This is a genomic window from Pseudoalteromonas luteoviolacea S2607, from assembly GCF_001625575.1.
Classification (GTDB): Bacteria; Pseudomonadota; Gammaproteobacteria; order Enterobacterales; family Alteromonadaceae; genus Pseudoalteromonas; species Pseudoalteromonas luteoviolacea_E.
Window position 1 is genome coordinate 180,640 of record NZ_AUXV01000073.1, and the last position, 26,997, is coordinate 207,636.

18 protein-coding genes are annotated in these 26,997 nt (G+C 42.9%); 14 read left to right on the forward strand and 4 right to left on the reverse strand.

Going from position 1 to position 26,997, the window contains the following annotated elements; genetic code table 11:
* Position 1: 1 nt before the first annotated feature.
* The 3 genes from pheT (at position 2) to N480_RS24275 (ending at position 4,417) form a co-directional block, all read left to right on the forward strand.
* A complete protein-coding gene (gene pheT, locus N480_RS24265; RefSeq protein WP_063375014.1) occupies positions 2–2,389 on the forward strand; it encodes a phenylalanine--tRNA ligase subunit beta in 2,388 nt (795 codons plus the stop codon).
* A gap of 2 nt (positions 2,390–2,391) precedes the next feature.
* Complete coding sequence (ihfA, locus tag N480_RS24270; RefSeq protein ID WP_023400419.1) at positions 2,392–2,691, forward strand: integration host factor subunit alpha; 300 nt, start codon at positions 2,392–2,394, stop codon at positions 2,689–2,691.
* Positions 2,692–2,890: 199 nt separating this feature from the next.
* Positions 2,891–4,417, forward strand: a complete 1,527-nt coding sequence (locus tag N480_RS24275) for an EAL domain-containing protein (protein WP_331245807.1) — start codon at positions 2,891–2,893, stop codon at positions 4,415–4,417.
* A 61-nt stretch (positions 4,418–4,478) separates the two neighbouring features.
* On the opposite strand, the gene N480_RS24280 is transcribed toward N480_RS24275, so the two are convergent.
* Entirely contained in the window at positions 4,479–6,101 is a 1,623-nt protein-coding gene (locus N480_RS24280) for an alpha-glucosidase family protein (protein ID WP_063375016.1), read from the reverse strand.
* Between the two features lie 643 nt (positions 6,102–6,744).
* On the opposite strand from N480_RS24280, the gene N480_RS24285 reads away from it, so the two are divergent.
* The 6 genes from N480_RS24285 (at position 6,745) to N480_RS24315 (ending at position 18,015) form a co-directional block, all read left to right on the forward strand.
* The gene (locus N480_RS24285) at positions 6,745–9,603 is read left to right on the forward strand and encodes a TonB-dependent receptor (RefSeq protein ID WP_063375017.1); all 2,859 of its coding nucleotides are present in this window, start codon (positions 6,745–6,747) and stop codon (positions 9,601–9,603) included.
* 100 nt (positions 9,604–9,703) lie between these two features.
* A complete protein-coding gene (locus N480_RS24290; protein ID WP_063375018.1) occupies positions 9,704–11,206 on the forward strand; it encodes a tryptophan halogenase family protein in 1,503 nt (500 codons plus the stop codon).
* 214 nt (positions 11,207–11,420) lie between these two features.
* Positions 11,421–13,262, forward strand: a complete 1,842-nt coding sequence (locus tag N480_RS24295) for an alpha-amylase family glycosyl hydrolase (protein ID WP_063375019.1) — start codon at positions 11,421–11,423, stop codon at positions 13,260–13,262.
* A gap of 2 nt (positions 13,263–13,264) precedes the next feature.
* Complete coding sequence (locus N480_RS24300; protein WP_063375020.1) at positions 13,265–14,752, forward strand: MFS transporter; 1,488 nt, start codon at positions 13,265–13,267, stop codon at positions 14,750–14,752.
* A 24-nt stretch (positions 14,753–14,776) separates the two neighbouring features.
* Entirely contained in the window at positions 14,777–17,167 is a 2,391-nt protein-coding gene (locus N480_RS24305) for a glycoside hydrolase family 15 protein (RefSeq protein ID WP_063375021.1), read from the forward strand.
* Between the two features lie 239 nt (positions 17,168–17,406).
* On the forward strand, positions 17,407–18,015 hold the full coding sequence (locus N480_RS24315) for a hypothetical protein (RefSeq protein WP_155732959.1): 609 nt from the start codon (positions 17,407–17,409) through the stop codon (positions 18,013–18,015).
* A 26-nt stretch (positions 18,016–18,041) separates the two neighbouring features.
* On the opposite strand, the gene N480_RS24320 is transcribed toward N480_RS24315, so the two are convergent.
* On the reverse strand, positions 18,042–19,337 hold the full coding sequence (locus tag N480_RS24320) for an anti-phage deoxyguanosine triphosphatase (RefSeq protein WP_063375024.1): 1,296 nt from the start codon (positions 19,335–19,337) through the stop codon (positions 18,042–18,044).
* Between the two features lie 260 nt (positions 19,338–19,597).
* On the opposite strand from N480_RS24320, the gene N480_RS24325 reads away from it, so the two are divergent.
* Positions 19,598–20,422 carry a glucosaminidase domain-containing protein gene (locus N480_RS24325; protein ID WP_063375025.1) on the forward strand — a complete coding sequence of 275 codons (825 nt, stop codon included), beginning with the start codon at positions 19,598–19,600 and terminating at the stop codon, positions 20,420–20,422.
* Positions 20,412–21,056 (forward strand): DUF2987 domain-containing protein, encoded by a 645-nt coding sequence (locus N480_RS24330; RefSeq protein WP_063375026.1) that lies wholly within the window; start codon positions 20,412–20,414, stop codon positions 21,054–21,056. Before N480_RS24325 ends, N480_RS24330 begins: the two co-directional genes overlap by 11 nt.
* Positions 21,057–21,139: 83 nt before the next feature.
* Here N480_RS24330 and N480_RS24335 read toward each other — a convergent pair whose 3' ends face one another.
* Complete coding sequence (locus N480_RS24335) at positions 21,140–22,306, reverse strand: putative manganese transporter (protein WP_063375027.1); 1,167 nt, start codon at positions 22,304–22,306, stop codon at positions 21,140–21,142.
* A 72-nt stretch (positions 22,307–22,378) separates the two neighbouring features.
* Positions 22,379–24,007: a M28 family metallopeptidase gene (locus N480_RS24340; RefSeq protein WP_063375028.1), complete on the reverse strand. Its 1,629-nt coding sequence runs from the start codon at positions 24,005–24,007 to the stop codon at positions 22,379–22,381.
* Between the two features lie 187 nt (positions 24,008–24,194).
* On the opposite strand from N480_RS24340, the gene N480_RS24345 reads away from it, so the two are divergent.
* Genes N480_RS24345 through N480_RS24355 form a run of 3 tightly spaced genes read left to right on the forward strand, consistent with a single transcriptional unit; the run spans position 24,195 to position 26,992 of the window.
* Entirely contained in the window at positions 24,195–25,037 is an 843-nt protein-coding gene (locus tag N480_RS24345; protein ID WP_063375029.1) for a DUF3025 domain-containing protein, read from the forward strand.
* Complete coding sequence (locus N480_RS24350; RefSeq protein WP_063375030.1) at positions 25,003–25,791, forward strand: ATP-binding cassette domain-containing protein; 789 nt, start codon at positions 25,003–25,005, stop codon at positions 25,789–25,791. Before N480_RS24345 ends, N480_RS24350 begins: the two co-directional genes overlap by 35 nt.
* A complete protein-coding gene (locus N480_RS24355) occupies positions 25,784–26,992 on the forward strand; it encodes an ABC transporter permease (protein WP_063375031.1) in 1,209 nt (402 codons plus the stop codon). The genes N480_RS24350 and N480_RS24355 overlap by 8 nt, the downstream gene beginning before the upstream one ends.
* The last annotated feature ends 5 nt before the right edge of the window (positions 26,993–26,997 follow it).

Sequence of the window (26,997 nt, forward strand, 5' to 3'; positions counted from 1 at the left end):
AATGAAATTTAGTGAAAAGTGGCTAAGAGAGTGGGTTAATCCAGCGATCGATACGGATGCTCTATCTGAACAGTTGTCTATGGCCGGTTTAGAAGTGGATGGCGTTGACCCAGTAGCTGGTGATTTCGACGGCGTTGTGATTGGCGAAGTTGTAGAGTGCGGTCAGCACCCTGATGCCGATAAACTGCGTGTTACAAAAGTGAACGTAGGTGAAGAAGAACTCTTAGACATCGTATGTGGTGCAGCAAACTGCCGTGCAGGCTTAAAAGTCGCAGTCGCGAAAGTTGGCGCGGTATTACCAGGTGGCTTCAAAATCAAAAAAGCAAAGCTACGTGGCCAACCATCACACGGTATGTTGTGTGCATTTGAAGAGCTTGGCATGGCTGAAAGCTCTGACGGTATTTTAGAGCTACCTGCAGATGCGACAATTGGTCAAAATATTCGTGAGTTTTTCGCGCTAGATGATGTAACAATCGATGTTGACCTAACGGCAAACCGCAGTGACTGTTTAGGAATTAAAGGCCTTGCTCGCGAAGTTGGCGTTTTAAACGGTTTGGATGTAACAGAAATCGAAATCTCTACTGTAGAGCCGACAATTGATGACAAAGTTGACATCGAACTTGTCGATAGTGACGCATGTCCTCGCTATTTAGGTCGTGTTATTAAAGGTATCAACCTTGACGCTGAATCACCACTTTGGATGGTTGAAAAGCTACGTCGTTCAGGTATTCGCTCTATCGACCCGGTTGTTGACGTAACGAACTATGTATTGCTTGAGCTTGGACACCCAATGCATGCTTTCGATCTTTCAGCGATCTCTGGCGGCATCAAGGTACGTAAAGCACAGCAAGATGAAGAGTTGGTACTACTAGACGGTAATACTGCAAAGCTCAATACATCCACATTATTGATTGCTGACCACGAAAAAGCGCTTGCTATGGCAGGTATTTTTGGTGGGGAAGCGTCAGGTGTTAAAGAAGGTACACAAGATATCCTACTTGAAAGTGCATTCTTTAACCCATTAGCGATTGCAGGCCAAGCACGTAGCTATGGTTTACATACGGATGCGTCTCATCGTTATGAGCGAGGTGTTGATCACCAGCTACAGCGCGATGCAATGGAGCGCGCAACGGCACTATTACTAGAAATCGTAGGCGGTGAAGCCGGTCCAGTTGTTGAGGCTGTATCAGAAGCTGATTTACCAGCGGCTAAATCAGTGACTCTACGTCGCGAGCGCTTAGACCGTGTGATCGGATATCACATCGAAGATGAGAAAGTGACCGATATTCTTACGCGCCTAGGTTTAGCGGTGACGTTTGAAAATGCACAGTGGCAAGCTCAGGTGCCAAGCTACCGTTTTGACATCAGCATTGAAGAAGACTTGATTGAAGAAGTCGCACGTGTATTTGGTTATAACAACATTCCAAATGTTGCGCCAAGTGCAGCGCTTAAGATGACAGATCATCAAGAAGCGGCATTGCCTGTATCTCGCTTCAGAAATGAACTTGTATCTCGCGGATACCAAGAAGCGATTACTTACAGCTTCGTAGATCCTAAGAAGCAAGCGCTACTTCACCCAGAGAGTGACGCATTGGTATTGCCTCACCCGATCTCAGTAGAGATGTCAGCAATGCGTGTTAGTTTGATGCCTGGTTTGGTGAATGCACTTGTCTACAACCAAAACCGTCAGCAGTCTCGTATTCGCTTCTTTGAACATGGTTTGAAGTTTGTAAAAGATGAGAGTGCTGAAAATGGTATCCGTCAAAGTGCAGTGCTTGGCGGTATTGTTTATGGAAATACCCATAACGAGCACTGGGGCATTGCGAGTAGAAAGGTAGATTTCTTTGATATCAAAGGTGATGTTGAAGCATTGCTTGCAGTTTGCAATGACCCTGCTAGATTTAGTTTTAAAGCCGAAGCGTGTGATGGGTTACATCCTGGACAATCAGCGGCAATTTATGCTGATGGTGTTAAAGTTGGTTTTATCGGTGCGATTCACCCACAATTACAAAAAGCATTGGAATTGAACGATACAGCGTTTGTATTTGAGGTAGAAGTGGCTGCAATTACGCAAAGAAAGCTGCCAGAAGCCGTTAGTATCTCAAAATTCCCATCAAATCGCAGAGATATTGCTATTTTAGTTGCAGATGATGTAAAAATAGGCGATATTTTAGAAAGCATTGAGAAAGTTGGCGGAAATCAATTAGTTGACCTAAACTTATTCGATGTGTACAAGGGCAAAGGTATTGAACCCGATTATAAGAGTTTAGCCATCGCCCTAACCCTACAAGCAGTTGATAAAACGCTCGAAGAGAAAGATATCAACGAGGTTGTAGACAGAGTCGTGGCCGAATTGGCCAAACAATTTAATGCATCGTTGAGGGACTAGATATGGCGCTTACTAAAGCCGACATAGCTGAACACCTATTTGAAAAATTGGGGATAAATAAAAAGGATGCCAAAGATTTAGTTGAAGCGTTTTTTGAAGAAATCCGCTCAGCGCTTGAAAACGGAGAGCAAGTTAAGCTCTCTGGCTTTGGCAATTTTGACCTGCGTGATAAAAAGCAACGCCCTGGTCGGAACCCTAAAACAGGGGAAGACATACCTATTTCTGCAAGGCGTGTGGTAACTTTTCGACCTGGTCAAAAGTTAAAAACACGTGTTGAAGTAGGCACGAGTAAAAACCTTTAATATCAGATTGGTGCAAATCCACGATTTGTGGATTTGACAGCTGTCACCAAAAGGATCTGCCTGTAAAGGCAGATCCTTTGTCATAAATTTGTAATTGTTTAATTCTAAACTCTTGCCATATCATTGATTCTAGGAACTTAGCTTGCGTCAGAGAAAACATTCTTGGACAAACAGCATCAAAAATTTTTTTGTTTCTTGGTTGATCTGCTCATTTATTTTTGGGCTTTTATTCACATTCATATATATCCAACACAAAGAGTCCGAAAAGTCGTCTGTACAAAGCATGGCAGAGCGCGTTCTTGTCGACCTTCAATCACAGCTAGATAATGTTGATGAGTTTTTGCGTCAATCAGATCATATTGATGCAAAATGCAATGACGATACCATCCGCCAAATGCGTCAATTTGTGTTTAAAAACCCCGCAGTCAGTGAAATAGGTATTGTGAGTCCGCGTGGTAACCTAATTTGCAACTCTTTTGGTATGATGTCGTCGCCTATGTATCTGGCAGAGCCCATTAAAAAACGTGGTCTGCGTTATCATGGGCCGATTATTTCTGAATTTTTGCAGGTGCCTGCTTTTGTGTTGGCCCGTACAAGGCATGATGGTTATGAGGTCAATGCCTTGCTACCAACTGACTGGATCAATGACACATTACATTTGAGGAAATATAAATCATTAGATTTTGTTGCGGTTGTTGATACTGAGACTGGTGTTCCGGTATTTTTGCAAGGCAAGTATAGCTTACCACTGGACCATAAATTGTTTCCGTTAAGTCGAAGTACAGAGGTTGAGGCGCGATTCGACGACCAAACCAGCAAATATCTATACATAAAGCCATTTAATAATGTGCCACGTTTGGCGGTCGTTGTAAGTAAGGAAGCCCGATTATTAGGCATCCCCGACCCATTATGGTTACTTGTGTTGTGTCTTCTATATTTAGCGTCTTGGGTAGGATTGGTGCTACTGCTGAATCATTATGATAAACGTCTATTGAGCAGTCGCACATTGTTGCTAGATGCGATAAATCGCAAAGAGCTATTTAATGTTTATCAGCCCTTGGTCAATGTACAAAGCCAAAAAATTGAAGGGGTTGAGGTACTTATTCGCTGGATGCACCCACTCGAAGGAGAGCTTGGTCCTGCTTATTTTATACCTGAAGCAGAGAGAGACGGCACAATATTGGAACTCTCACTGTATCAAATAGACTTGGCATTAAGAGATCTGAAAGCGGTGGTAGCAAATAACCGTGATTTTAAAGTATCTTTTAACGTTAATGGCTATTTGCTGATGTGCCCAAGCTACATAGAGAAATTGTGCCAAGCGAAGGGGATCTTTCATAATTTGACTATTGAATTGACTGAGCGAGATGTACTGTCAGAGGCAAAGATAAAGCTTATTTTACAACAGCTTGTAGATATGGGGATAGAAATTGCAATTGACGATTTTGGGACAGGTTACAGCGGCCTACAGTATTTACAGAGCTTTCCCATCGATTTGCTAAAAATAGATCAGAGCTTTGTTGCATCAATTGGGCTGGATAATTTGCAGTCACCAGTTTTAAATGCGGTGATTGAAATGGCTGAAAAACTAAACAAAAAGCTCATTGCTGAAGGGGTAGAGACACAGCAACAGGCGAGTTACCTGTATGAGCGGGGTGTACTTGTGCACCAAGGTTGGTATTACTACAAAGCTCTTAAAGTGAGTGAGCTAAAACGCGCTTTATAAAATTTTGCTAAAAGTGAAATATAAAAAAGGCCCCCAATAGGGGGCTTTGGGTTCATCTGTGCTAGATAGATGCAAAAAAGCAGCCGTAACCGGGCAGGGTTACCGTTCCTGCTGCTTGCTCACCTGATTGATGAGCAAGGTCCTTAATAGGGGTGTAATTGTGTTGTTCGACCTCGAAATCTGTAATTTGTTCAGATAAATTGAACACACAAAGCAATTTTTTATCATCGATTGCACGATAGAAAGCAAGAACAGGCTCTTGGGTATCAATAAATGTAATGTCGCCAGTAATTAACTCAGGGCGGGTTTTCCGCCATGCCAAAAAGGCTTTGTACTGCGACAGCGTTGAATCAGTTTCTTGTTCTTGGCTTTGCACACAGTTATTTGCGTGTGCCGTAAATACAGGAAGCCATGGAGAGCCTTCAGTAAATCCTGCGTTTAGTTTATCACTTGCCCATGGCATTGGCGTGCGGCAACCATCTCTGCCTTTAAAGTTTGGCCAGAAGGTGATGCCATAGGGGTCTTGAAGATCTTCAAATGCAACTTCAGCTTCCCCTAATCCCAGCTCTTCACCTTGATACATACATACGCTGCCGCGCAAAGAGCCAAGTAGCGCTGTTAACATTTTAACCTGCTGAGGGTTTACGCGCTTCCCATCTTTTGACCAGCGGCTCGCCACTCGTTGCACATCATGGTTGCTAAAGGCCCAACAAGGCCAGCCTTCGGTCATTGCCGTTTCTAGGCGCGAAACAGTTTCTCTGATGTGCTGAGCACTATAGTCCTCGGTCAGTAACTCAAAGCTGTAGCCCATATGCAGCTTATCTCCACCAGAGGTATACTCGGCCATTGTTTGCAATGAGTCCTCAGATGAAATTTCACCTAAGCTAACGGTTCCTGGGTACTGATCCAAAAGTGACCTAATCTCAGCCATAAATGCTAAGTTTTCAGGCTGTGTATTGTTATAGTAGTGGTACTGGAACGCGTAGGGGTTATCTTCACTAAATCCACGTCCTTGACGCAAGTCTTTTGGCTTCGCAGGGTTATCTCTTAGCTGCTTGTCATGAAAGCAAAAGTTAATTGCATCTAAACGGAAACCATCGACACCTTTGTCTAACCAGAATTTGACGTTATCTAGTACAGCTGCTCTTACTTCAGGATTGTGAAAATTTAAATCGGGCTGCTCTGTTAAGAAGTTATGCAAATAGTATTGGCATCTTCTCGGCTCCCATTGCCACGCAACACCCCCGAATATGGATAGCCAGTTATTGGGGGGGCTACCATCCGGTTTAGCATCAGCCCATACATACCAATCTGCTTTTGCATTGTGTTTGTCTGTGCGGCTTTCAATAAACCAAGGGTGTTCATTAGACGTATGACTTAGCACTTGATCTATAATGATCTTAATATCGCGCTGGTGTGCTTGCTCTATAAGCCTGTCAAAATCTCCAATACTACCAAACATTGGATCGATATCTCTGTAATCACTGATATCGTACCCAAAGTCTTTCATTGGTGATTTAAAAAAAGGTGAGATCCATACCGCGTCGACGCCTAAAGACTTGATGTAGTCTAAGCGGTTTATGATGCCATTAAGGTCACCAATACCATCACCTGTGGTGTCTTGAAAACTACGTGGGTAAATCTGATAAATTACCGCACCTTTCCACCATTCATTTTGAGCCATGCACTATTCTCCAGCTTTGTGCAGTGATTTCACTTTCTCAATTACTTTTGAGAGCAACGTGAATCGGGTCATTAACATTGTCGAAAAGCATACGGCATGCTCGCATATGAGTAAAAAAACTGCATACGTATGCATCAAAATTACTTCATTTTTTTACCAAAAGAGTATCGTGGTGAGGTTTACATATATAACTTTACCAATTTATAGTGGGAGATTATAAAGTGCAGTGCTTTTATGGGATAAACAACCAAATATTGGTAATACCAATTTCCATTCGGTGTTCACCAACTTATATTTCTGTAAGAATCCTGTCATATTTAATCAGCGAGAAGCTGATTGGTTACATGAATGTAAAGTAATATTAAATATCTAGAGGTTTTTGTTAAAAGCACCGGAGCTTTAAATAAGAGTATATAAAACAGAAGATTAGAATCTTTTTTTAGACGATGGATTGTATGGAATTACCGCTCAATCATTTTTGAATACGTATGCATAAAGTTGTGAGCAGCCAAGTCACAGCGCTACTATTGCCGGTGACAACAAAATTAACGTCACATGAACTTATTTTTGCAGCATTGGTGTCAATGATTGCAATGAATAACAATTGAAGCGACGTATAAAAAGCTAATTGGGATAAAACAATATGTCTACGTTCAAACCAAGCTTATTAACAGCTGCATTAATTGCTGCTGGTGTAAGTCACTCTGTAAGTGCGCAAGAGCAAGAAACAGCAAAGAAGAATGAAGAAGTTGAAGTAATCGAAGTGCGTGGCATAAGCCGCAGTATCATTGCTTCAATCGATAAAAAACGATTTGGCGATACCGTATCAGAAGTGGTTGATGCGGGTGACCTAGCTTCTTTACCAGATATATCAATTGCAGACGCACTGAGCCGTTTACCGGGTGTCACAGCTGTGAGAGACAGCGGTCAATCATCTCAGCTAAATATTCGTGGTATGAACGGAGATTTCATTCAAACAACATTAAACGGCCGTGAGCAAGCCAGTACGAGTGGATACTCTGCGGGTAGCCGTTGGATCTCTTTTGATCAATACCCATCAGAACTGATCACGCAGGCAGCTGTTTATAAATCGCCTAAAGCCTCTTTAGTAGAAGGCGGCGTTGCGGGCTCCGTTGAACTCAAAACAGCGAACCCACTAGATGCAGATAAGACACATAACTTTAATGCAAGCGCAAGATTTTCGCATAATGACGCGGCATCAGACATCGACGCAGACGCAAACGGAGAACGTTTAAGCTTTTCTTACCAAGGCAAGTTTCTAGATGAAACATTAGGTTTTGGTATTGGTGCAGCATTCCTAAATCAGCCAAATAGTTCGGTAGAGTTCTCAGCCCACTCTCCTGAAGGTACACGTGATATCGATGGTGATGGTGAAGCGAATGAGCGTTCATTTAACGGTTATCAGTACAGAAACTCAGTGGGTACTGATGAGCGTTTAGGTTTGATGAGTACTTTAGTCTATCAGCCAACTGATAATCTTAAGGTTCAGTTCGACTACTTCCACTCTACATTTGATTCAGAAGACCGCAAAAACGGTTTGAACTTAGAAGGCTTATCGCGTTCTAGCGATTTATATGACCTGAGAAATGCCAAACTTGATAATGGCTTTTTGGTTGCGGGTGATGTTTACATAACAGACACAAATGGCCCTTGGGTAGAGATGCGTTCTGAAGACCAATCAACTGAGTCTACAACGGATAGCTTTGGTTTGAACTTAGATTACTCTACTGATAAGTGGGAAATCAGCTTCGACCTTGCTCACAGTGAAGGTGAAAAAACGCGCCGCGATATGATTGCGTCTATGCATGCCTATGAATTTGGTACGGCAACGTTAGAAGACGGGACTGTAGTAGAAACTTGGCAGGAGCTAAGCAACCAATACTTTGGTTTTGAACATCAGTCGACAGATGCTGCAAAATTGGTATTAGGTCATGACTATACGGACCTTGCTCATATGCGCTTGGGTGACTGGGAACAATTCCCTCATAAGTACACTGATAAAATCGATAGCGCGAAATTAGACTTTAAATACCATATTGAACACGACATTATTTCGTCGGTTGAAGTGGGTGTACGTTGGTCTAAACGTGAGTTTACAGATCAGCGTTCAACGTTCCGCTGGGGGGCTCGTGAAGGACAAAATGGCTATCGTTTACCAAATGGTGAGATAGTTACAAACAAAAACTGTGAGTTTAACCACCAAAATCACGCGTGCGTTCCACATGATTTAACTGGCTTTGTCACTGTTAAAAACGGTGGTGGCTTTGATTACTTCGACCTAGACATGATAGGTATTGCTAACTCTGTATTTGGTGCTGGAAACTATGAAGGGCAACAAACTTGGGAGCATAACTGGACGCTAGTAGAAAGTGGTGCAGTTAAAGAGGAAGTTACAGCGGCTTACGTTATGGCTAACATTGATACTGAGATTGGTAATATTCCAGTATCTGGTAACTTTGGTGTACGCGCGGTACGTACCGATACTAAGTCTATTGGTATTCAGCAAATCCAAGGTGATGAAGTCGGTGACTCAATTACCGATGATAATGGTGTAACTCGCACAGATTATCGCCATGTAAACTATGGCCCTGAATATACAGATATCTTGCCATCACTAAACCTTAATTTCCGCATTACCGAGCAAGATCAAATCCGTTTTGCTGCTGCAAAAGTAATGGGACGACCTCCTGTGAATCAATTACGTGGTGGTGCGGGTTCATGGGCGGATACTGCTAACGATGGTGTAAGCCGAAGATACAACGTTTGGTCTAAAGGTAATCCAAACCTGGATCCATTTAGAGCAAATCAAATGGATTTATCTTACGAGCATTACTTCGAAGATGGCGGTGCATTTGTCGCAGCGCTATTTTGGAAGAATATCGAGTCATTGATTGAAGATGTAACGTATTTTGAAGGTGAAATAGATTGGTCTTCGATTGGTCTAGAAGTACCAGAAGGGTTCGTACCTGGGCAATATCAGACGACGCGTAATAACGACAAAGGCGGTTATATTCGTGGTCTTGAGCTAGCGTACACAACGCTGTTTGATAACTTGCCGGGTGTATTCTCTGGTTTAGGTCTAAACGCTAACTACTCTTACACAGAGAGTGAAACAACCATTGATGGTGGTAGCAACTTCCCAGATCTGCAATTAGATTTGCCTGGTCTGTCTAAGCATGTGTGGAGTACGACAATATTCTGGAATATTGATAAGTTCACAACGCATTTAAATATTCGTTACCGTGACGAGTACACGTACTTAGGTGCGACACCAGGTGGCACAACGCCTACCACGGCTGATGAGTACACAGTTGTTGACTGGCAAGCAACGTATGACTTTGACAACGGAATACAAACTGTATTCCAGATCAACAACTTGACAGATGAACCTAATACTTCAAACCTAGGTAGTTCACTAAGAACAGGTGAAGATAAAGTATTTGGTCGTCAATACTTCTTAGGCTTTAACTACAGCTTTTAATTAGCAAAGTTAGTCACTTGAAATATAAGCCACCAGAACGTATGTTTTGGTGGCTTTGTTTTATAAATCGTTAACTAGATGGTGTATCAGGGGGAAGGCAATGAGTAGCAGAAAAATTGTCATACTAGGTGGAGGAACTGCTGGTTGGATGGCGGCAAACCTTATTGCAAAAAGTTGGTGCGATAAGGATATCCATGTTGGTGTGGTAGAGTCACCTGATATCGGAATAATAGGAGTAGGGGAAGGATCAACCCCTCAATTTAAAGCTTTTATGGACTTTATTGAGGTGCCAGAATCTCAGTGGATGCCTAAGTGTAACGCCACTTACAAAAACGGAATTCGTTTTGTGAACTGGTCAACAAGGCCAGGGTTTGAGCAGTATTTTCACCCGTTTCCAGCGCAGCCTGACGATTACTCAGCGCCAGCGTTTTTCCATAACAGTTTTGTTCGTCGAAAAGGGATCGATCTCGAAGGACACCCCGATCCATTTTTCTTATCAACTTATTTAGCTGAGCATGCCAAAGCTCCCATTGCAGCTGAAAGTTTTCCCTTTGAAATCAACTATGGATATCATTTTGATTCCGGCAAATTAGGCCAATTACTCGCAGAGAAAGCGAGTGAGTTTGGTGTTGAGCACATTCAGGCACGTGTAACGGATGTGCGTAAAAACACTGATGGCACTATTGCAGCATTAGTCTGTGAAGAAGGCCAAGAAATCTGCGGTGATATCTTCATTGATTGCTCGGGGTTTTCTGGCTTGTTGATGCAGCAGCATATGCAAGTTGGATTCGAATCATTTGAAAATAACTTATTTAACGACAGCGCCGTTGTGCTTGCTACCGAGCAGGGTAACGTCATTGCATCTGAAACCACTTCTGTGGCTAGAAAGTTTGGCTGGAGTTGGCATATTCCACTCACCAATCGGATAGGAAATGGCTATGTATACAGCTCCATATATTGTGATAAAGACCAAGCTGAGACAGAGTTAAGGGCTGCACTTGGCATGCTAGATAGCGAGATAGAAGCTCGACACCTCAGCATGAAAGTGGGCCAAGTAAAAGAACACTGGCATAAAAACTGTGTGGCAATCGGTTTGTCTCAAGGTTTTATTGAACCCCTTGAAGCGACGGCACTACATATAGTGCAAGAAACCGTTCAGTCGTTTATAGAGTGTTATCAAGACGGCGAATTTACCTGCAAAGAGCAGGGCAAACACAATCAAATGATGGCACAACGATATCAGGCGATTCGCGATTATATTGTCGCCCATTACCGTGTGAATAGCCGTACAGATACAAACTATTGGCGAGATAACGCCAATAACAATCAAATATCAAAATCTCTGTTCGACGTTTTGAATGCTTGGGTGCAAGGTAAGAATTTATCTGACGAGTTGGATAGGCAAAATATTGATAAGTACTACCCTTCAGTCAGCTGGCATTGCCTCCTAGCTGGGTATGGTATTTACCCTGAGCAGCACCAACTCGTAGCTGGTAATCAAAATGCCAATGTACATGATGTCAGTAAAATTCGTGAGTATATTAGACGGTGCGGTTTAAACTTTTCAGATCATAAAGCGCAGCTAGCTCGCTTTTCTAGTTAACGGCCTAAATGACTGGTTAGCTTTGAGCAAAAGCGCGAGCATTTGTCGAATATACTATTTTCTGTTGTATTTCACTTCGCGAAGTATTTAACATACTTCGCGTTTCTGTATATGAATAACAAATTAATCATCACCTTGAATACGTATGCAAGTGGTTCAACAGTAGGCTACAAGTCAGTAGACTCAATTAAAATACCAAGATGACAACAATATAATGACAATAAAACCATTAGTGCTTGCGCTAAGTCTTATTTCAGGAGGCGCGATTTTGACTGCTTGTCAGACGGCCCAATCCCCTGAAGAGACTGTTCAGGCAAAACAGCAACAAGAACAAAAGCCAGTGGTATATCAGGTGTTTACACGACTATTTGGCAATACAAATAGTAATAACATACCTTGGGGTACAAAAGAGCAAAATGGTGTCGGCAAGTTTGCTGATTTTACCCCGACAGCCCTCGCAGAAATTAAAGCGATGGGTGTAAGCCACATGTGGTACACGGGTGTTTTGCACCACGCACTTGTGGCGGATTACAGCCAGTATGGCATTGGTATTGATGACCCTGATGTCGTCAAAGGCCGTGCAGGCTCTCCCTATGCAATTAAAGACTATTACAATGTGAACCCCGACCTTGCGAATAACCCCGCGAATCGTCTAAGTGAGTTTGAAGCATTGATTGAGCGTACGCACCTAGCGGGTATGAAAGTGGTTATTGATATTGTGCCGAACCATGTGGCGAGAAATTATCAATCACTCAACGCGCCAGCAGGAGTTAGTGACTTTGGTGCAAATGATGATACCAATGCCACTTACGCGCGCGACAATAACTTTTACTACGTAAGCGGGCAAGACTTCAAAGTCCCAGTCTCTGAGGACTATCAAGTGCTAGGCGGTCAATCACATCACTTGGCTGATGGCGAATTTATCGAATCGCCTGCTAAATGGACTGGGAATGGCGCTCGGGCTGCTCAGCCACATATTCATGATTGGTACGAAACCGTCAAAGTAAACTATGGGGTTCGCCCTGATGGTAGCTACGACTTTCCGACACTGCCTGCCGATATGGCTGAACAAGATTACAAAGCGCACTACGCGTTTTGGCAAGACAAGCATTTACCTGATAGCTGGTATAAGTTCAGAGACATCACGTTATATTGGTTAGATAAAGGCGTAGATGGATTCCGCTACGATATGGCCGAGATGGTGCCTGTGGAATTTTGGAGCTTTTTGAATTCCTCAATAAAAATGAGGAATCCAGAGGCTTTCATACTCGCTGAAGTGTATAACCCAACTTTGTATCGTGCCTACATTCATCAAGGAAAAATGGACTTTTTGTATGACAAAGTTGGTTTCTATGACAGCTTGAAACTTTTGATGCAAGGTAAAGGCAATGCACAGGCCGTTATGCAAGCGCACCACAGCGTGTCTGACATCGCTCCTCATATGTTGCACTTTTTAGAAAATCATGACGAGCAACGTATCGCCAGCCCTGAATTTGCGGGGAGCGCAGAAAAAGGCAAGCCAGCGATGGTTGTGAGTCACTTGATAAGCTCTTCGCCAACAATGCTGTATTTCGGTCAGTCTGTAGGTGAAGATGGTTCTGAAATGGCCGGGTTTGGCAAACCGAGTCGCACCAGTATTTTTGATTACGTTGGTGTTCCGGCGCACCAAGCTTGGATGAACAACGGTAAGTTTGATGGTGGGCAACTTACAGCACAGCAAAAGCAACTCCGTGCCTACTATAAAAAGCTTATGAGTCTGAGCTTCCTGCCAGCAATTATCGAAGGCGAACTCATTGACGTTGCCGTTAAGGGAGCGAACGGCACAGAAACGAACAGCGTTATGGCGTTTGCTAGAGCGAATAGTGCCCAACGCGTTGTGATTGCAAGTAACTTTGATGCCGAGCAATCGCAAGTCGTGACGCTTTCGCTTCCGAAGCATTGGCAGGGGAAAGTAACAGACTTATTAGAGTCTCATCCGACACTGCAAATAGAAAACAACCAACTTGTTATTACATTGGCGCCGCTTGCCAGTGTTGTTTATAAGCTAGAGAGCTGATTATGCAAAAACAAAAACCGCAACTGAGTTTCTGGCAAATTTGGAACATGTGTTTTGGCTTTATGGGCGTCCAGTTTGGGTTTGCCCTGCAAAATGGTAATGTGAGCCGCATTTTCCAAACGCTGGGTGCATCAGTGGATGATATTCCTATTCTTTGGGTCGCAGCGCCGCTAACAGGTTTAGTTGTACAGCCTATCATTGGTTACTGGAGTGATAGAACGTGGACTGGCCTTGGCCGCCGAAGACCTTTCTTTTTATATGGTGCAATCTTAACGACCTTGTCACTGTTTATCATGCCGAACTCTCCGACACTTTGGATTGCAGCCGGCATGCTGTGGATAATGGACGCGTCTATTAACGTCACGATGGAACCGTTTAGAGCGCTGGTTGGCGACAACTTAAATCAAAAGCAGCGTGCGACTGGTTATGCGATGCAGAGCTTCTTCATTGGTATTGGTGCTATCGTGGCGTCCGCTTTGCCTTGGATGATGACCAATTGGTTTGGGATCAGCAATACAGCGCCTGCCGGAGAGATCCCTGAGTCGGTTAAGTATGCATTTTACTTTGGTGGAGCGATTTTATTCTTGGCTGTTGGCTGGACCATTATTAAAACGCGAGAATATACCCCACAGGAATTAGCCGAATTTGAACCTGAGCATTTGAAAGGGGCACCATCTGAACAAAAACAAACTATCAACTTTGCCAAATTCTCTTTGATTAGCGGTGTGTTGGGTGGTGTTATCTTAGCTGGAGTTACGTTCTTTAAACTTGAAAAAGAGTTGTATCTACTCAGTGGTTTGCTGTTGTCGTTTTCAGCCATTATTTTGATAGCCGGATACTTGCAAAATAATGCGCGTACCGACGGTGGTTTTTATGAAGTGATATACGATGTATTCACTATGCCACAGACAATGAAGCAGCTTGCAGTGGTGCAATTTTTTAGCTGGTTCTCTTTGTTTGCTATGTGGATTTACACTACATCTGCGGTTACTAGCTTTCATTATGGCACGACTGATGTTACCTCTAAAGCCTATAACGACGGTGCAGATTGGGTTGGGGTCTTGTTTGCTGCCTACAACGGCTTTGCTGCGATAGCAGCGCTGTTTATTCCATTTATTGTCAAACGAGTTGGGCTAAAAGGTGCGCATAGTATTAATCTTCTGCTCGGTGCTGGCGCGTTATTGAGTTTTAAATTTATCGCGGATCCTAGCCTGTTGTGGATCCCCATGGTTGGCATTGGTTTTGCATGGGCCTCTATCTTGTCGTTGCCTTATGCAATGTTAAGTGATGCCTTACCTGCAAACAAAATGGGCGTATTTATGGGGATATTTAATTTCTTTATCGTAATCCCTCAGCTTCTAGCGGCCAGTGTCCTAGGCCTTATTTTAAGAAACGTTTTCGAGAATCAACCTATTTATGCATTAGTGATTGGTGGGGTGTCGTTTGTTTTGGCGGCGCTGTCTGTTGCGCGTGTAAAAACGAATACGTAATAGAGTCACCACTAAGGAGAAAAAATGAAAAAATTATCAAGTTTGTCACTTGCTTTAGTTGCCGCTGGCCTGTTCGGATGCGAAAGTGCAAGTAATACGCAGCAGCTTGAAACGGCACCAGGCGCACCTGGTGATAAGCCTTTTTGGACCTACTCAGATAAAACCGGTATTGGTACGTCTTATGAGGCCTATAAAAATGGCCAATATGCAAATAATGCACAAACAGGTGAGGTATCAAAGGTTTGGTTTTCCATCGCCAAAGGTATGGTCACGGAAACGATGTTTGGTTTGATCCATCAAGCACAAATACGCGACATGCAGTTTATCGTCACCGGCAAGGACTTTACTGTAACCGAACAAGATGATTTAGACGTATCAATTGACTACCTGCACAAAGACGATGCTGGTCGCCCTTTGTCTCTAGCTTATAAAGTAGTCAGCCAAGACAAAGCAGGTCGTTTCACACTTGAAAAGCACATCTTTACAGATCCTGATGGTCAAACATTGTTTGTTAGAGCTAAAGTTGACACTAAGCTCGAGGGCGTAAAGGCGTTTGTGAACGTCAATCCTTATGTTAACAACAATGGTTTAAACGACTCAGCCAAAGTGACAGATAAAGGTCTAGTCGCGTGGGAAGGTGACAATTATCTAACGCTGCAAAGTAAATCTGGTTTTACCATGGCATCGGTTGGCTTTACAGGCAGCAGCGATAACCTAGCTGAACTAAAAAAATCTCAACAACTGTCACGCACTTATCAAAGCACGGGCGAGCAAAAAGGTAATGTTAACTGGTTAGCTGAACTTGGTGATGTTAAAGGCTCAGCTACATTTGATTTAGCATTAAGCTTTGGCAATAGTCAGTCAACCAGCTTTGAGCAGGGAAGTGTTACTTTAGATAAGGGCTATCAAAAAGTACTAGCAAACTTCAATGGTCAAGGCGATGCGGTAGGTTGGGAAGATTACCTTGCGAGTTTAAAGCCGATGGATCGCTTGGCGAATTACACAACCGATCAGGGCAAACTGCTGAATGTCAGCGCTTTGGTATTAAAGGCACAAGAAGATAAAACGCATGCAGGCGCTCTTATTGCTTCACTTTCTAATCCATGGGGTGACACTGTGGCTGCGGAACAAGGGCATACGGGGTATAAAGCAGTTTGGGTACGTGATTTTTATCAAGTTGCCATGGCGTTTTTGGCAATGGGCGACCCTGATACTGCGCTTACATCATTTGAGTATCTTGAAAAAGTACAAGTAACAGACAAAACTCCGGGAAATCATGGAGATACAGGTTGGTTTTTACAAAAGACCCATGTAGATGGCGAGCTTGAGTGGGTTGGTGTTCAGCTTGACCAAACCGCTATGCCAATTATGTTAGCGTGGAAATTATGGCAGGCTGGTGTACTAAGTGACGAAAAGCTAGTTTATTGGTATGAGCGTATGCTAAAGCCGGCTGCTGAGTTTTTAGTTGACGGTGGACGTGCAAAAATTCTTTGGAATGATACGCAGATCACACCGCCTGCGACTCAGCAAGAACGTTGGGAAGAGCAAGATGGATTTTCACCATCGACGACAGCAGCCATTATTGCTGGCCTAGTAACAGCAAGTGATATCGCCAAGCTCGCGGGAGATACCGCAGGTGTTAAGCGATACCTTGATACTGCAAAGCAATATAATGCTAAAGTTGAAGCACTTATGTATACCACAAAAGGTAATTTGGAAGGCAAAGACACGGACGGAGAATATTTCATCCGTATTGCTCGAGATGAGAACCCAAATTCAGCTGTTAAATTAGGTGATAACAACGGCCGCGTTGGATTGGATAAACGTCAAATCATAGATGGGGGCTTTTTGGAACTGGTACGTTATGGTGTTCGTGATGCGAGTGCACCGAGTATCCTAAATACACTCCCTGAATATGAAGATGAGACATTGCCAGAAAACCTACGCGTGAAATATAGCTTTACGTTTGCAGGCGACCCAAATGTATACCCTGGCTATCGCCGCTATGGTAATGATGGCTATGGCGAAGATGAGATCAAAGGGTCCAATTATGCTGAAGGTGGCCAAAATACACCAGGGCAAAGAGGTCGAGTATGGCCTTTCTTTACTGGTGAAAGGGGCCATTACGAGATTGCAGCAGCTGCGGCAGCTAAAGGCTTGACGACAGAAAAGGTCAATCGTATTAAGCACACCTACGTACGTGGTATGGAATATTTCGCGAACGAAGGACTTATGTTACCTGAGCAAGTTTGGGATGGCGTGGGTGTGAACCCATTTGGCTATGAGCTAGGAGAAGGCACTAACTCTGCAACCCCACTGGCGTGGACACATGCAGAGTATGTTAAGTTGGTTCGCTCTCTTGCCGATAAGCATGTGTGGGATCATTATCCTATTGTTGACGAAAAACTAAATTAGCCACCCAGATTAAGGTAGTGCAATTTATATGCACTACCTTATTGATGATAAATATTCCCTAGTTTTCCTGCACTTATTACACTTAAACTTCAGTATTTTTTATTCCATTAATGATTTGTTAAGCCAACAAAAATATAATCCACGTCGTTTGTTTTTGCTACCAAGTTTGATTAAACGAGTTGATTCATACTCATTTTCTTTTAGAGAAATTGGTTTTATTGTTATACAAGGCATAGTGAATGAAAACCCAAAGCGTACTGGTACTCGGTAATGGACCAATAAATATGGATATTAGCTCCGAGGTTAATCATTTTGATCGCGTAGTGCGGTTTAATTTTTGTTCAGGTTTCCCCGAACATTTAGGGGAAAAATGCACGGACTTATGGCTTTCTAGCCGTGGCAAGCAAGCGAAAAAGTTAGCCGAAAATTTTCCCAAGTTTAATATGGAAAATTTACAGAGTGTCGTACTTACTGAGCCTGCGCCCAACCCAGTTAAACAACACTTCTTTAAGACGATAAAGAGAAAAGGAAAAATCGATTTCTCAAATGACATTATCAAAAATATTGAAAATAAGCATATTGTGAGCCGACTAGATAAACAGTATAGACGAGATCATTTAATAGATTTGCTTAAATTAGGAAAGCCTGATCATAAACCCGTTTGCCCCAGCTCTGGACTACTAGCAATCGCTCATTTTTTAGAACGTGGCCATAAAGTAACAATTGTTGGTTTTGGCTTTCAGGGGTGGAAAAGACACCCATGGCGCTTAGAAAAGAAAAAGATCAGCCAATGGGTAGAACAAGGTAACGTGCGTTGGTTAGACCTAGATTCAATGCCTGATTGCTAAAGCGCGATCAGGCATTAGGGCGCAACTTATGTATCGCTGCCAAAGAGTCTTGCATGACAACGTCTCGCATATTCATCAGTCATACCTGATAAATAGTCTGCTAATACCCGCATCTTAGCTTGCTCATCTTCGGCCACTTGATAATTTGATTGTGCGGTATAGGGCAGTAAACGCATAGGGTCACTCGAAAAAGCATCAAACAAATCAATCAACATATTTTGACCACTGAACTCAATCTGCTGCATTTTAGGTTCACGGATCAAACGCTGATATACAAACTGCTTTAACACTTTTAAGATTTCTTCAAATTCTTGGGAAAGCTTAACTGTATTCTTCAGAAGCGGCTCTTCGAAGTCTTCCTCACGCTCAACAAGCGAACAGTTGATAATAAAGATATTAACTAGCTCACCAATGGCATCTTTTCTGAGAGGTTCATCGTCTGAGAATAGCCTGTGCGTAATGCTTGTAAGATTGGACTCTAACCAAGGAGACGCAATGTTTTTAAATGCAGGCATGGCATAATTATACCAATCTCGCTCTGACAAAGTCCCCGTTGCAATGGCATCCTCTAAATCGTGAACTGCATAAGCGATATCATCGGCATACTCCATAATTGCACTGTCTAAAGATTTATAAATTGTCTTCGACTTATATTCATTTAGATGGCTGTATGACATAAACCGCGTTTTATCACTATCACTAAGAGGTGCCAATATCCATTCAAACACATCTCTATCATTGCCATAAACACCTTTCGCTGGCAGCCACTTTTGCGTATAAATAAATCTTTGATTGCGCTCCTCAGAGGGGATTTGATGCCAAAGCTGATCAATATAGGCAGGATATTTGATAAACCCTAACAAGGTTCTTCGGGTCAGGTTCATACCATAGCCGTTTGAATATGGTTCTAGTTTTGTCACGATACGGAGTGTTTGGGCATTGCCTTCAAAGCCACCATGGTGGCGCATCAAATAATTAAGCGCAATCTCACCACCATGGCCAAAAGGGGGGTGACCGATATCATGTGCAAGGCAAATTGTTTCAATTAAACTGGCAGACGGGAAAAAATCAAATTCAGGATTTTGCAATTTCAAATGGCGTAATAGGCCTGTGCCAATTTGAGACACTTCCAGTGAGTGAGTTAATCTTGTGCGGTAAAAGTCATTCACGCCAATACTCATAATCTGCGTTTTTGACTGCAAACGTCTAAAAGCCGCAGCGTGAATTATCCTAGAACGATCAATTTGCCAAGGAGAGCGGTTATCATTTGGTCTGTTTTTTGTTTGGTTTAGCAGGCGGTCATGCCAAGCTGTTTGCGTCATACCTTTCTCTACAGTTGTCGTTTAACAGTAAGCGTCAGTGCTTATTCTATCTAGTATAGCGAGCTTAAATTGAAATTGTAATTACTTGGCATGATTGAAAAAAACCGTTAATTTAGCGACAAAGTGGGGGGAATTCGCGTTTAACGACTATTATTGCTATAATCACCGGCCATTTTATGAGATGAACTAAGTACAACGAGTTATTATCTGACAAAGGAAGTTCAGAATCTCGTTTTGTAGGTACTAGTGAGAGGAGAATCATGCGTTCTAACTTGATTAAGTTTTTATTGATTGCCGTTTCCTTATACGCAATTGTTTACCCATTTATTACCGAACCGCCCAAACAACCAGAGCCAGAAGTAACTCCTGAAGTAATCGTTGAACAGCCAGAAGTGGTTGCGCCTGAAAAACCATTACATGATGTAGTTTTGCCTGACTTTGCGGCAATAAGAGATATTGCAACTAAGAAAAGGCGCTTTTTCGACTTTATTAAACCCCATGTCGAGGCCGAGAACAAAGTAATTTTACAACAGCGAGCCAGTATAGAGATTGCGTTGATGATGTTGCAGTTTGATGAAACTCTGACAGATGTACAAAGTGAAAGGGTATTAAAAATCTTTGATTTGTATAAAGTAGATCAAAAAGAGATCACCAAAGAAAGCTTAAAATTAGCGCTTGATAAAGTAGATATTATTCCTAAAGAGCTCGCTTTAATGCAGGCTGCCAATGAGTCAGCGTGGGGAACCTCTAGGTTTGCTCGCATCGGCTTAAACTTTTTTGGACAGTGGTGTTATAGAGCGGGTTGCGGCATGATCCCTAAACGCCGTGCGGACGAAGCCGCACATGAAGTGGCTGCATTTAAATCGGTGAGAGCATCAGTAACGTCTTATTTTAGGAATATTAATACACATGATGCGTATCGAGAGCTAAGAAATGTCAGAGCACAGCTAAGGGCTGAGAAAAAAGAAATCACAGCAACAGAGCTTACACCTGGTTTAATGTCTTACTCCGAACGTGGCGAAGATTACATTGAGGAACTCAATGATATGATAAGACATAACAAGGCTTATTTTGATGAAGAATAAAATACTCTCGTTATTGCTTGTGGCAATGAGCTGTAGTGTTGCCGCTGAAGAGTTTGTGGCATCTTATGAAGGCTTTTACGATCGATTAAAGGTCGTTGAAAAAGGTGACTTTGAATTTGCCAGAGTAAACTTCTACTTGGTAGAGGGTGAGAGTAAGGAACCTTGTGAAATCGCTGATGGCAAAATTGTCACAGAGCGATCTACACAGCCTTTACAATATACGCAAGACGCGCAGCTGATGTTACCCGTCAATGAAAAACTAGATAAAGACAAAGCGGTTGTGGTGGTAACGCCTAAATCAGCTCAGTATTGCGAAATCAAAATTCAAATAGAGTCTGCTCACTTTACCAATCAAGAATTGACTAAACGAAAAATTTATCAGTTACATCATGAATTTGAATCACTATTAAGTGATTTGTCGGGCGTCTTTGTCGGGAAACTATTGTCTTTTATGTTACCTGAGCAAAAAGGTGTGACGCTGGAATTTGCGAGTCATGTCGATTTATCTGCCAAGTATGTTTACTGTGAGGAAAATCGATGTCGTTTTGAGGTGCCAAATAGCTGGGAAACCGACGATGGAAAGTTTAATGTGTTAACTAAGCTAGTCAGCGCAAAGCCGTGGATAGCTAAATAAATCGAGCTTATTAATCGGCTAGCGAAGTATAAAAAAGCGACCTCTGGTCGCTTTTTTAATGCGTTATACGGTGTTTAAATGTGTTAAGGCAAGTTCCAGTAATATATACCATAACCGACTAGCAAGGCTGGTATCGCAGAATAGACTGTTGCGAGTAGTGCCGCTTTTGGTGCTAGGGCAATGGCTGGAAACAAAGCATCACCATCATTGGCGACCGCATTGGCGGCAAGCGCACTGAAAGGCAACACCCCCTGAATATACAAGCTTGTTACCACGATTTGCGGGCCACAGCCTGGCAGTAATCCAATCATAATTGCAATTAATGGTGCGTATATTGCGTATTCAGTAAACCATGCAGCCAAATCTAGACCAAACAAAGCGACTGACAATTCATAAAGCATGAAACTCGCAACGACCCATGCCGTAACAAAGTGTGTGTCTTGTAAGATTTTAGCAAGACGTGAAGGGGGTTTAACCTCTTCTTCCTCAGCGGTTATCTGCTTATAAGTCTGACCTTTAGATGACAGTGCCCAAATGACGACAGCAAAAATAGCCATTGCTGCACCAAGTAGTTCAACGGGCTTTTCAAACTCGCCTAAGTCGAGGTTAAACGCCATTAACAAAGAAATAGCAAGACAAGGAAACAGTAGCACCTTCCAAACGGGTTCACTCATCCTTACTGCGAATGTCGGCGGCTCGCAGTCTTGAACCTCTTTATTGTTTTGCTCCGGTCTACAGTAGTCAGATTTATGGAGTAAATTAACAACCAAGCCACTGAGAATGCCAACACCGATACCGAGTAAAATAATCGTCATACCCTCGAGTGGCTTTTTTGCTAGCAACAAGAAGGCTGCATCGCCCATTGTCGCTGTCAGCACTGCGACAACAGAGGCAAAGCTAGCTTGTCCTTTGGTAAATTGGGTTACAACAATAATAGCGCCACCACAGCCTGGTAGGGCACCTAAAACAGCGGCCATAGCTACTTCTAATGTGGGCGATTTCTTACTGAGGTAGCTCAGTTCCAATTGCGGCAATTTTTCTACGAGGTAATAGTAGATAGCTAAGGTGCCAGCCACAAATACACTGACTTGGAAAAACGCATCTGCGAGCGTGCCCAGTGCTATATCTCGAACGGGTCCATAAAAAAGTGCTGCAATTAGAAGTACAGGCAGTATTAAACGCTTGTTAGCGATTAACATTGCAAATTGAGAGGCCGCTTTAAGCGGATACGAACGAGAGTAAGAGAGCATAAAGTGCAACCGGTAACCTAATAACAGTTGCACTTTAGAGTTAAATTAAATGAAAATCAATATCATTTATATTTATTTTCTTTGGAACTCTGAGGTTTTGCTCCAAGTTGGCCATGCTTCGTCTTGAGAGATTAGATAACCCGCCTTGAAAAATAGCTGAAGATCCTGAACAGCGCCACTTAAATCCCACTCTTTTCTATAGCGGTCACACGGCTGGTGATAACAACCACGCAGCACTAAACTCATGCGTTTGCGATATGTCGCTGTGGCATCGTCATAAGGTTCATGGCCACCACCAGCATACATTGCTGGGATCCCCATATTCGCGAATGCAAAGTGATCTGAGCGGTAGTAAATACCAGCAGAAGGGTTTGATTCGTTGGAAATAGTTCTGTTTTGTTCGTCAGCAACTTCTTTTAACACGCCGTCTAGTGAGGATTTACCAAGACCAACTACGCTGATGTCTTTTACTTTACCTAACAAGTTCAGCGCATCCAAGTTGATGTTTGCAACCGTTTGATTGGCCGGAATAACAGGTGTCTCTGCATAAAACTTAGAACCAAGTAAGCCTTGCTCTTCAGCGGTAACGGCTAAGAAAGTTATAGAGCGATCTGGACGTTGAGGTAATTTTGCAAACGCTTCAGCCACTTCGATGATACCGCCAGTACCCGTTGCGTTATCGTGAGCACCATTGTAGATTTTATCGCCTTTGCGATTAGGATCCATACCTAGGTGGTCCCAGTGTGCAGAGTAGATAATGTGCTCATTTGACTTTTTCGCGCCAGGTAAAGTGGCAATGAAGTTATAAGATACAGACTTCTTAATCGTGCTCTTGACATCAACCGAAGCTGTTAAGTCGCCCATATCAACGTGGTAAGCGCCTTCAGATGCTTTCTTTTTTGCTTCTTCAAAATTAAGGCCTGCGTCGGCGAATAGCTCTTTGGCTACATCGACACTGATCCAACCTTCAACAGCAACGCGATCCATGTTGTTGTTTTCTTTTTGGAAACCAAACTGTTCACCGCTCCAAGAGTTCTCAACCACTTCCCAAGGATATGAAGCAGGTGCCGTTTCGTGAATGATGATAGCACCAGCGGCACCTTGGCGGCTCGCTTCTTCATACTTATATGTCCAACGACCGTAGTAGGTCATTGTATTACCGTTAAAGACGGCAGGATCTTTGGTCGCGTAACCCGGATCGTTCACAAGCATAACAACAGTTTTGCCTTTCACGTCCAAGCCTTCGTAGTCGTTCCACCCATATTCAGGTGCATTGACACCATAACCAACAAAGACTAATTCTGAGTTGTTTAGAGATTGCTCAGGGCTAATACGGCTAGTGCCCATCACCATCCCTTTTTTGTAAGGGTAGCTGCGCTCGCCAATTTTTAGCGTCATGTTTGGATCAGCTTCTATCGATACCAATGGTACCTCTTGTAAAAAGCTACTGCCGTTACCCGGTTCGTAACCTAACGCTTTAAACTGCTTCGTTAGATAAGCAAGCGTCAGTTCTTCACCTTTACTTGATGGTGCTCGGCCTTCAAACTCATCAGAGGCAAGTGTTTTGATGTGCTCACCTAGCTGCTGGGCATTAATACTGTTGTAAGCGTTGGAAATATCTTCAGGCGTGTTGCTTTTTGTCGTCGCACAACCGGCTAAAATAGCAAGCGACAAAGCACTTAGAGTTAATTTTAGTTTCATGACCTTTCTTTTATTTTGCTTTTACTTCTCACCTAAGTAATACCACAAAAGCAAGATTAATTCGACTTAAGCCGATGTAGTGCAGAAGTTGCTGTAAAAAAGCACTGACGTTATTTAACTTTTGCGCAGCGGGGTGGATAGAGTAAAATAGCGAGCAATAAAGTCAGAGTATTAGTTCGTATTACGCATGAAAAAGTTTACTGCTCCAGAAAATTGGCACAGTCAGTTATTTAGTCAGGCCCCTTTCGCTCATTTACAAGCCCTGCTTAATTTACAAGCATTTACTTCATGGCCAAGCTTTGAGTGGCTCAACGATCAGTTGTCTCACAACAACAGTGAAGGCAAAAAGGTTGTTTTTACACCCAATGCGTTGTTAGAAAATGAAACGCGCTACTACGAAGAAATTATCGCCCAAACCGGGCAGGTGCCTACCCGAGAAGAAAACTGGCATGATTTTTTTGGCGCGATGATTTGGTGCTTGTTTCCAAAAACAAAGACCTTATTGAATTTACTGCATATTGAAGAAATAAAACAACATGGCTTGAAGCAGCGCAGTCGTAAGCGTAATGCGTTAACTTTATTTGATGAATGTGGTTTGGTACTCGCTATTCCAGATATGAAGTGGCGAGAGAAATTACGTGAACACCAGTGGACGGAAGTATTTTACGAGCACCGTAATCTTTGGCATAACGAATTGAGACCTTTTGTATTCGGTCACGCAAACTATGAAATGCTTACCAATCCTTTTATCGGCTTGACTGGCAAATTGTTGTGCATCGTTGTTGAAGAGTCATTTTATGAACTGCCGTTGGCTGCGCAGTATAGTTACTTAGACAACCAGTTGATTGAAATGATACAAGAACACAGCGTATTGGATGACAATAAGCAGATGTCACCCTTGCCATTATTAGGGATCCCCAATTGGCATTGTGAAAACCAAAATGAGGCATTTTACGCAAATCAGGACTATTTCAGGCCAAAAAGAAGGAGCGCAAATGATAGTAGTAAACGGGCTGAAAAAACGCTTTAAACTTACTAAAGAAGCAACCTCGAGTAATGTAAATCAAGATCCTCGTCAACGAGATGGGTACTTTAACTCAGTAGAAGACGTCACGTTCAAATGTGAAGGCAATGAAGTACTCGGCTTGCTTGGCCCAAATGGCGCTGGGAAAACAACCACGTTGCGCATGCTCTCTACCGCGCTGACGCCGGATGCTGGGAGCATTCACATTGCAGGTCATGATATCGTTAAATCGCCGCTAGCGGGTAGAAAGGCCATTGGCTTCTTGTCTGGTACTACGGGTTTATATGGGCGTTTAACTGCTAAAGAAAATGTTGAGTACTTTGCTAAGCTCCACGGTTTAAAAGGGCGTGCGCTGAAGTCTCGCTGTGAATATCTATTTGCAACCTTAGATATGGAAAACTTTTTGGACAAGCGAGCAGAGCACTTGTCTACAGGGATGAAACAAAAAACCAATATTGCACGTGCTGTCGTTCATGAGCCAGAGGTGGTGATTTTAGATGAGCCCACAACGGGCTTAGATATCATGACTAAACAAACTATTATTCAATTTATTCGAGAACTCAAAGCCAAGGAAACACCTGTCGTATTTTCAACACATCATTTGGATGAAATCGCGATGTTATGTGACCGGATATGTTTGATTGACCAAGGGGTGAGCTGTTTTGATGGCAGTGTTGAAGAGTTTAAAGCAACAGGTCAAAGTACAGAGCTGAACGATGCTTTTTTGAATATCATAAACCAAGGGCGCACTAATGTTTGAGGTGTTTTTAAAAGAAGTAAAAGAGCTGCTGCGCGATAGAAAAACCCTGTTTTTTGTTATCGCACTCCCCATTGTTATATTTCCAGTATTATTTGCTTTGTTGGCTTTCTTAGCTTCCAAAACAACCTTAGAAGCAGAGCAAAAAGTACACACCTATTATATCGCGAATGCACAGCTTGCTCCTGTCTTTGAAGAGCGTATGTTCTATCACAAAAGCTTTAAACCATATGAAGGTGAAGAGCAGTTTGACTCTGTTGAGGCGCTGAAGGAGGCAGTTCGTGCTGGTAAAATCGATGTTGGTGTGATCATTCCTAACCAATTTAACGACAAACAACCCTTGCCAGCGCAGTTTACATGGCAAGTTGTGTTTAATGATGCCCAGTCAATCAATTTTGTTTATAGGCGTCTTGAGAAGCTCATTCAAAAATTCGCTGCAGAAATTCGTTCAGTGTCACTAGAGAATCTGGGAGTTCCCAAAGAGCAACATACGGCGCTGCTCAACCCTATTGCAGTGAGTAAAGTAGATACGGCAGATAAACGTGAAAATTATGGAGAAAAGCTTGGAGCATTTATTCCATATTTATTGATCCCATTGGTGCTGATGGGGGCGAGTTACCCCGCGATAGATTTAGGCGCTGGTGAAAAAGAGCGTGGCACACTAGAGACACTATTGTTGACGCCTGTAACACGCACACAACTGGTACTCGGTAAGTTTATTACGGTTTTAGCAAGCTCTATTGCGTGTGCCTTGGTGACGGTATCCAGCCTTGCTGTTTGGATCAGCATTGCCAGTGGAGTAGGGGTGTTAGACAGTCTTAAAGAGGCGTTTTCCAGTGTAAGTGTTTGGGACTATTTACTTATTTTTGGTCTGCTACTGCCGGTCGCTGTGATGCTATCTTCATTGGTATTGGCCATTTCAATTTATGCCCGAACATTTAAAGAAGCGCAAAACTATATGGGGCCGTTAAGTATGTTAGTGTTTGTGCCCATCGTGGTGTCCTTGATGCCCAATATGTCTCTCACTAGCTTTACGGCGTGGATCCCTATAACAAATGTATCCTTGGCCATTAAAGAGATTGTAAAAGGCACCGTAGATTACGGTGCCGTAGCAATGATCTTCGTTGCGTCAGCTCTATTGGCCGGCGCGCTGCTTGGTTGCTGTGTACGTTGGTTTAGCCGTGAAACCGTGCTTTTTAGATAATGTCT

What these genes read in the sequence shown, in the direction of transcription:
- N480_RS24345 (WP_063375029.1), top strand. Translation starts at nt 24,195, where the DNA reads ATGAAAAAGTTTACTGCTCCAGAAAATTGGCACAGTCAGTTATTTAGT.
- N480_RS24280 (WP_063375016.1), bottom strand. Translation starts at nt 6,101, where the DNA reads ATGGCTCAAAATGAATGGTGGAAAGGTGCGGTAATTTATCAGATTTAC.
- pheT (WP_063375014.1), top strand. Translation starts at nt 2, where the DNA reads ATGAAATTTAGTGAAAAGTGGCTAAGAGAGTGGGTTAATCCAGCGATC.
- N480_RS24350 (WP_063375030.1), top strand. Translation starts at nt 25,003, where the DNA reads ATGATAGTAGTAAACGGGCTGAAAAAACGCTTTAAACTTACTAAAGAA.
- N480_RS24340 (WP_063375028.1), bottom strand. Translation starts at nt 24,007, where the DNA reads ATGAAACTAAAATTAACTCTAAGTGCTTTGTCGCTTGCTATTTTAGCC.
- N480_RS24285 (WP_063375017.1), top strand. Translation starts at nt 6,745, where the DNA reads ATGTCTACGTTCAAACCAAGCTTATTAACAGCTGCATTAATTGCTGCT.
- N480_RS24335 (WP_063375027.1), bottom strand. Translation starts at nt 22,306, where the DNA reads ATGCTCTCTTACTCTCGTTCGTATCCGCTTAAAGCGGCCTCTCAATTT.
- N480_RS24325 (WP_063375025.1), top strand. Translation starts at nt 19,598, where the DNA reads ATGCGTTCTAACTTGATTAAGTTTTTATTGATTGCCGTTTCCTTATAC.
- N480_RS24355 (WP_063375031.1), top strand. Translation starts at nt 25,784, where the DNA reads ATGTTTGAGGTGTTTTTAAAAGAAGTAAAAGAGCTGCTGCGCGATAGA.
- N480_RS24290 (WP_063375018.1), top strand. Translation starts at nt 9,704, where the DNA reads ATGAGTAGCAGAAAAATTGTCATACTAGGTGGAGGAACTGCTGGTTGG.
- N480_RS24295 (WP_063375019.1), top strand. Translation starts at nt 11,421, where the DNA reads ATGACAATAAAACCATTAGTGCTTGCGCTAAGTCTTATTTCAGGAGGC.
- ihfA (WP_023400419.1), top strand. Translation starts at nt 2,392, where the DNA reads ATGGCGCTTACTAAAGCCGACATAGCTGAACACCTATTTGAAAAATTG.
- N480_RS24305 (WP_063375021.1), top strand. Translation starts at nt 14,777, where the DNA reads ATGAAAAAATTATCAAGTTTGTCACTTGCTTTAGTTGCCGCTGGCCTG.
- N480_RS24330 (WP_063375026.1), top strand. Translation starts at nt 20,412, where the DNA reads ATGAAGAATAAAATACTCTCGTTATTGCTTGTGGCAATGAGCTGTAGT.
- N480_RS24320 (WP_063375024.1), bottom strand. Translation starts at nt 19,337, where the DNA reads ATGACGCAAACAGCTTGGCATGACCGCCTGCTAAACCAAACAAAAAAC.
- N480_RS24300 (WP_063375020.1), top strand. Translation starts at nt 13,265, where the DNA reads ATGCAAAAACAAAAACCGCAACTGAGTTTCTGGCAAATTTGGAACATG.
- N480_RS24315 (WP_155732959.1), top strand. Translation starts at nt 17,407, where the DNA reads ATGAAAACCCAAAGCGTACTGGTACTCGGTAATGGACCAATAAATATG.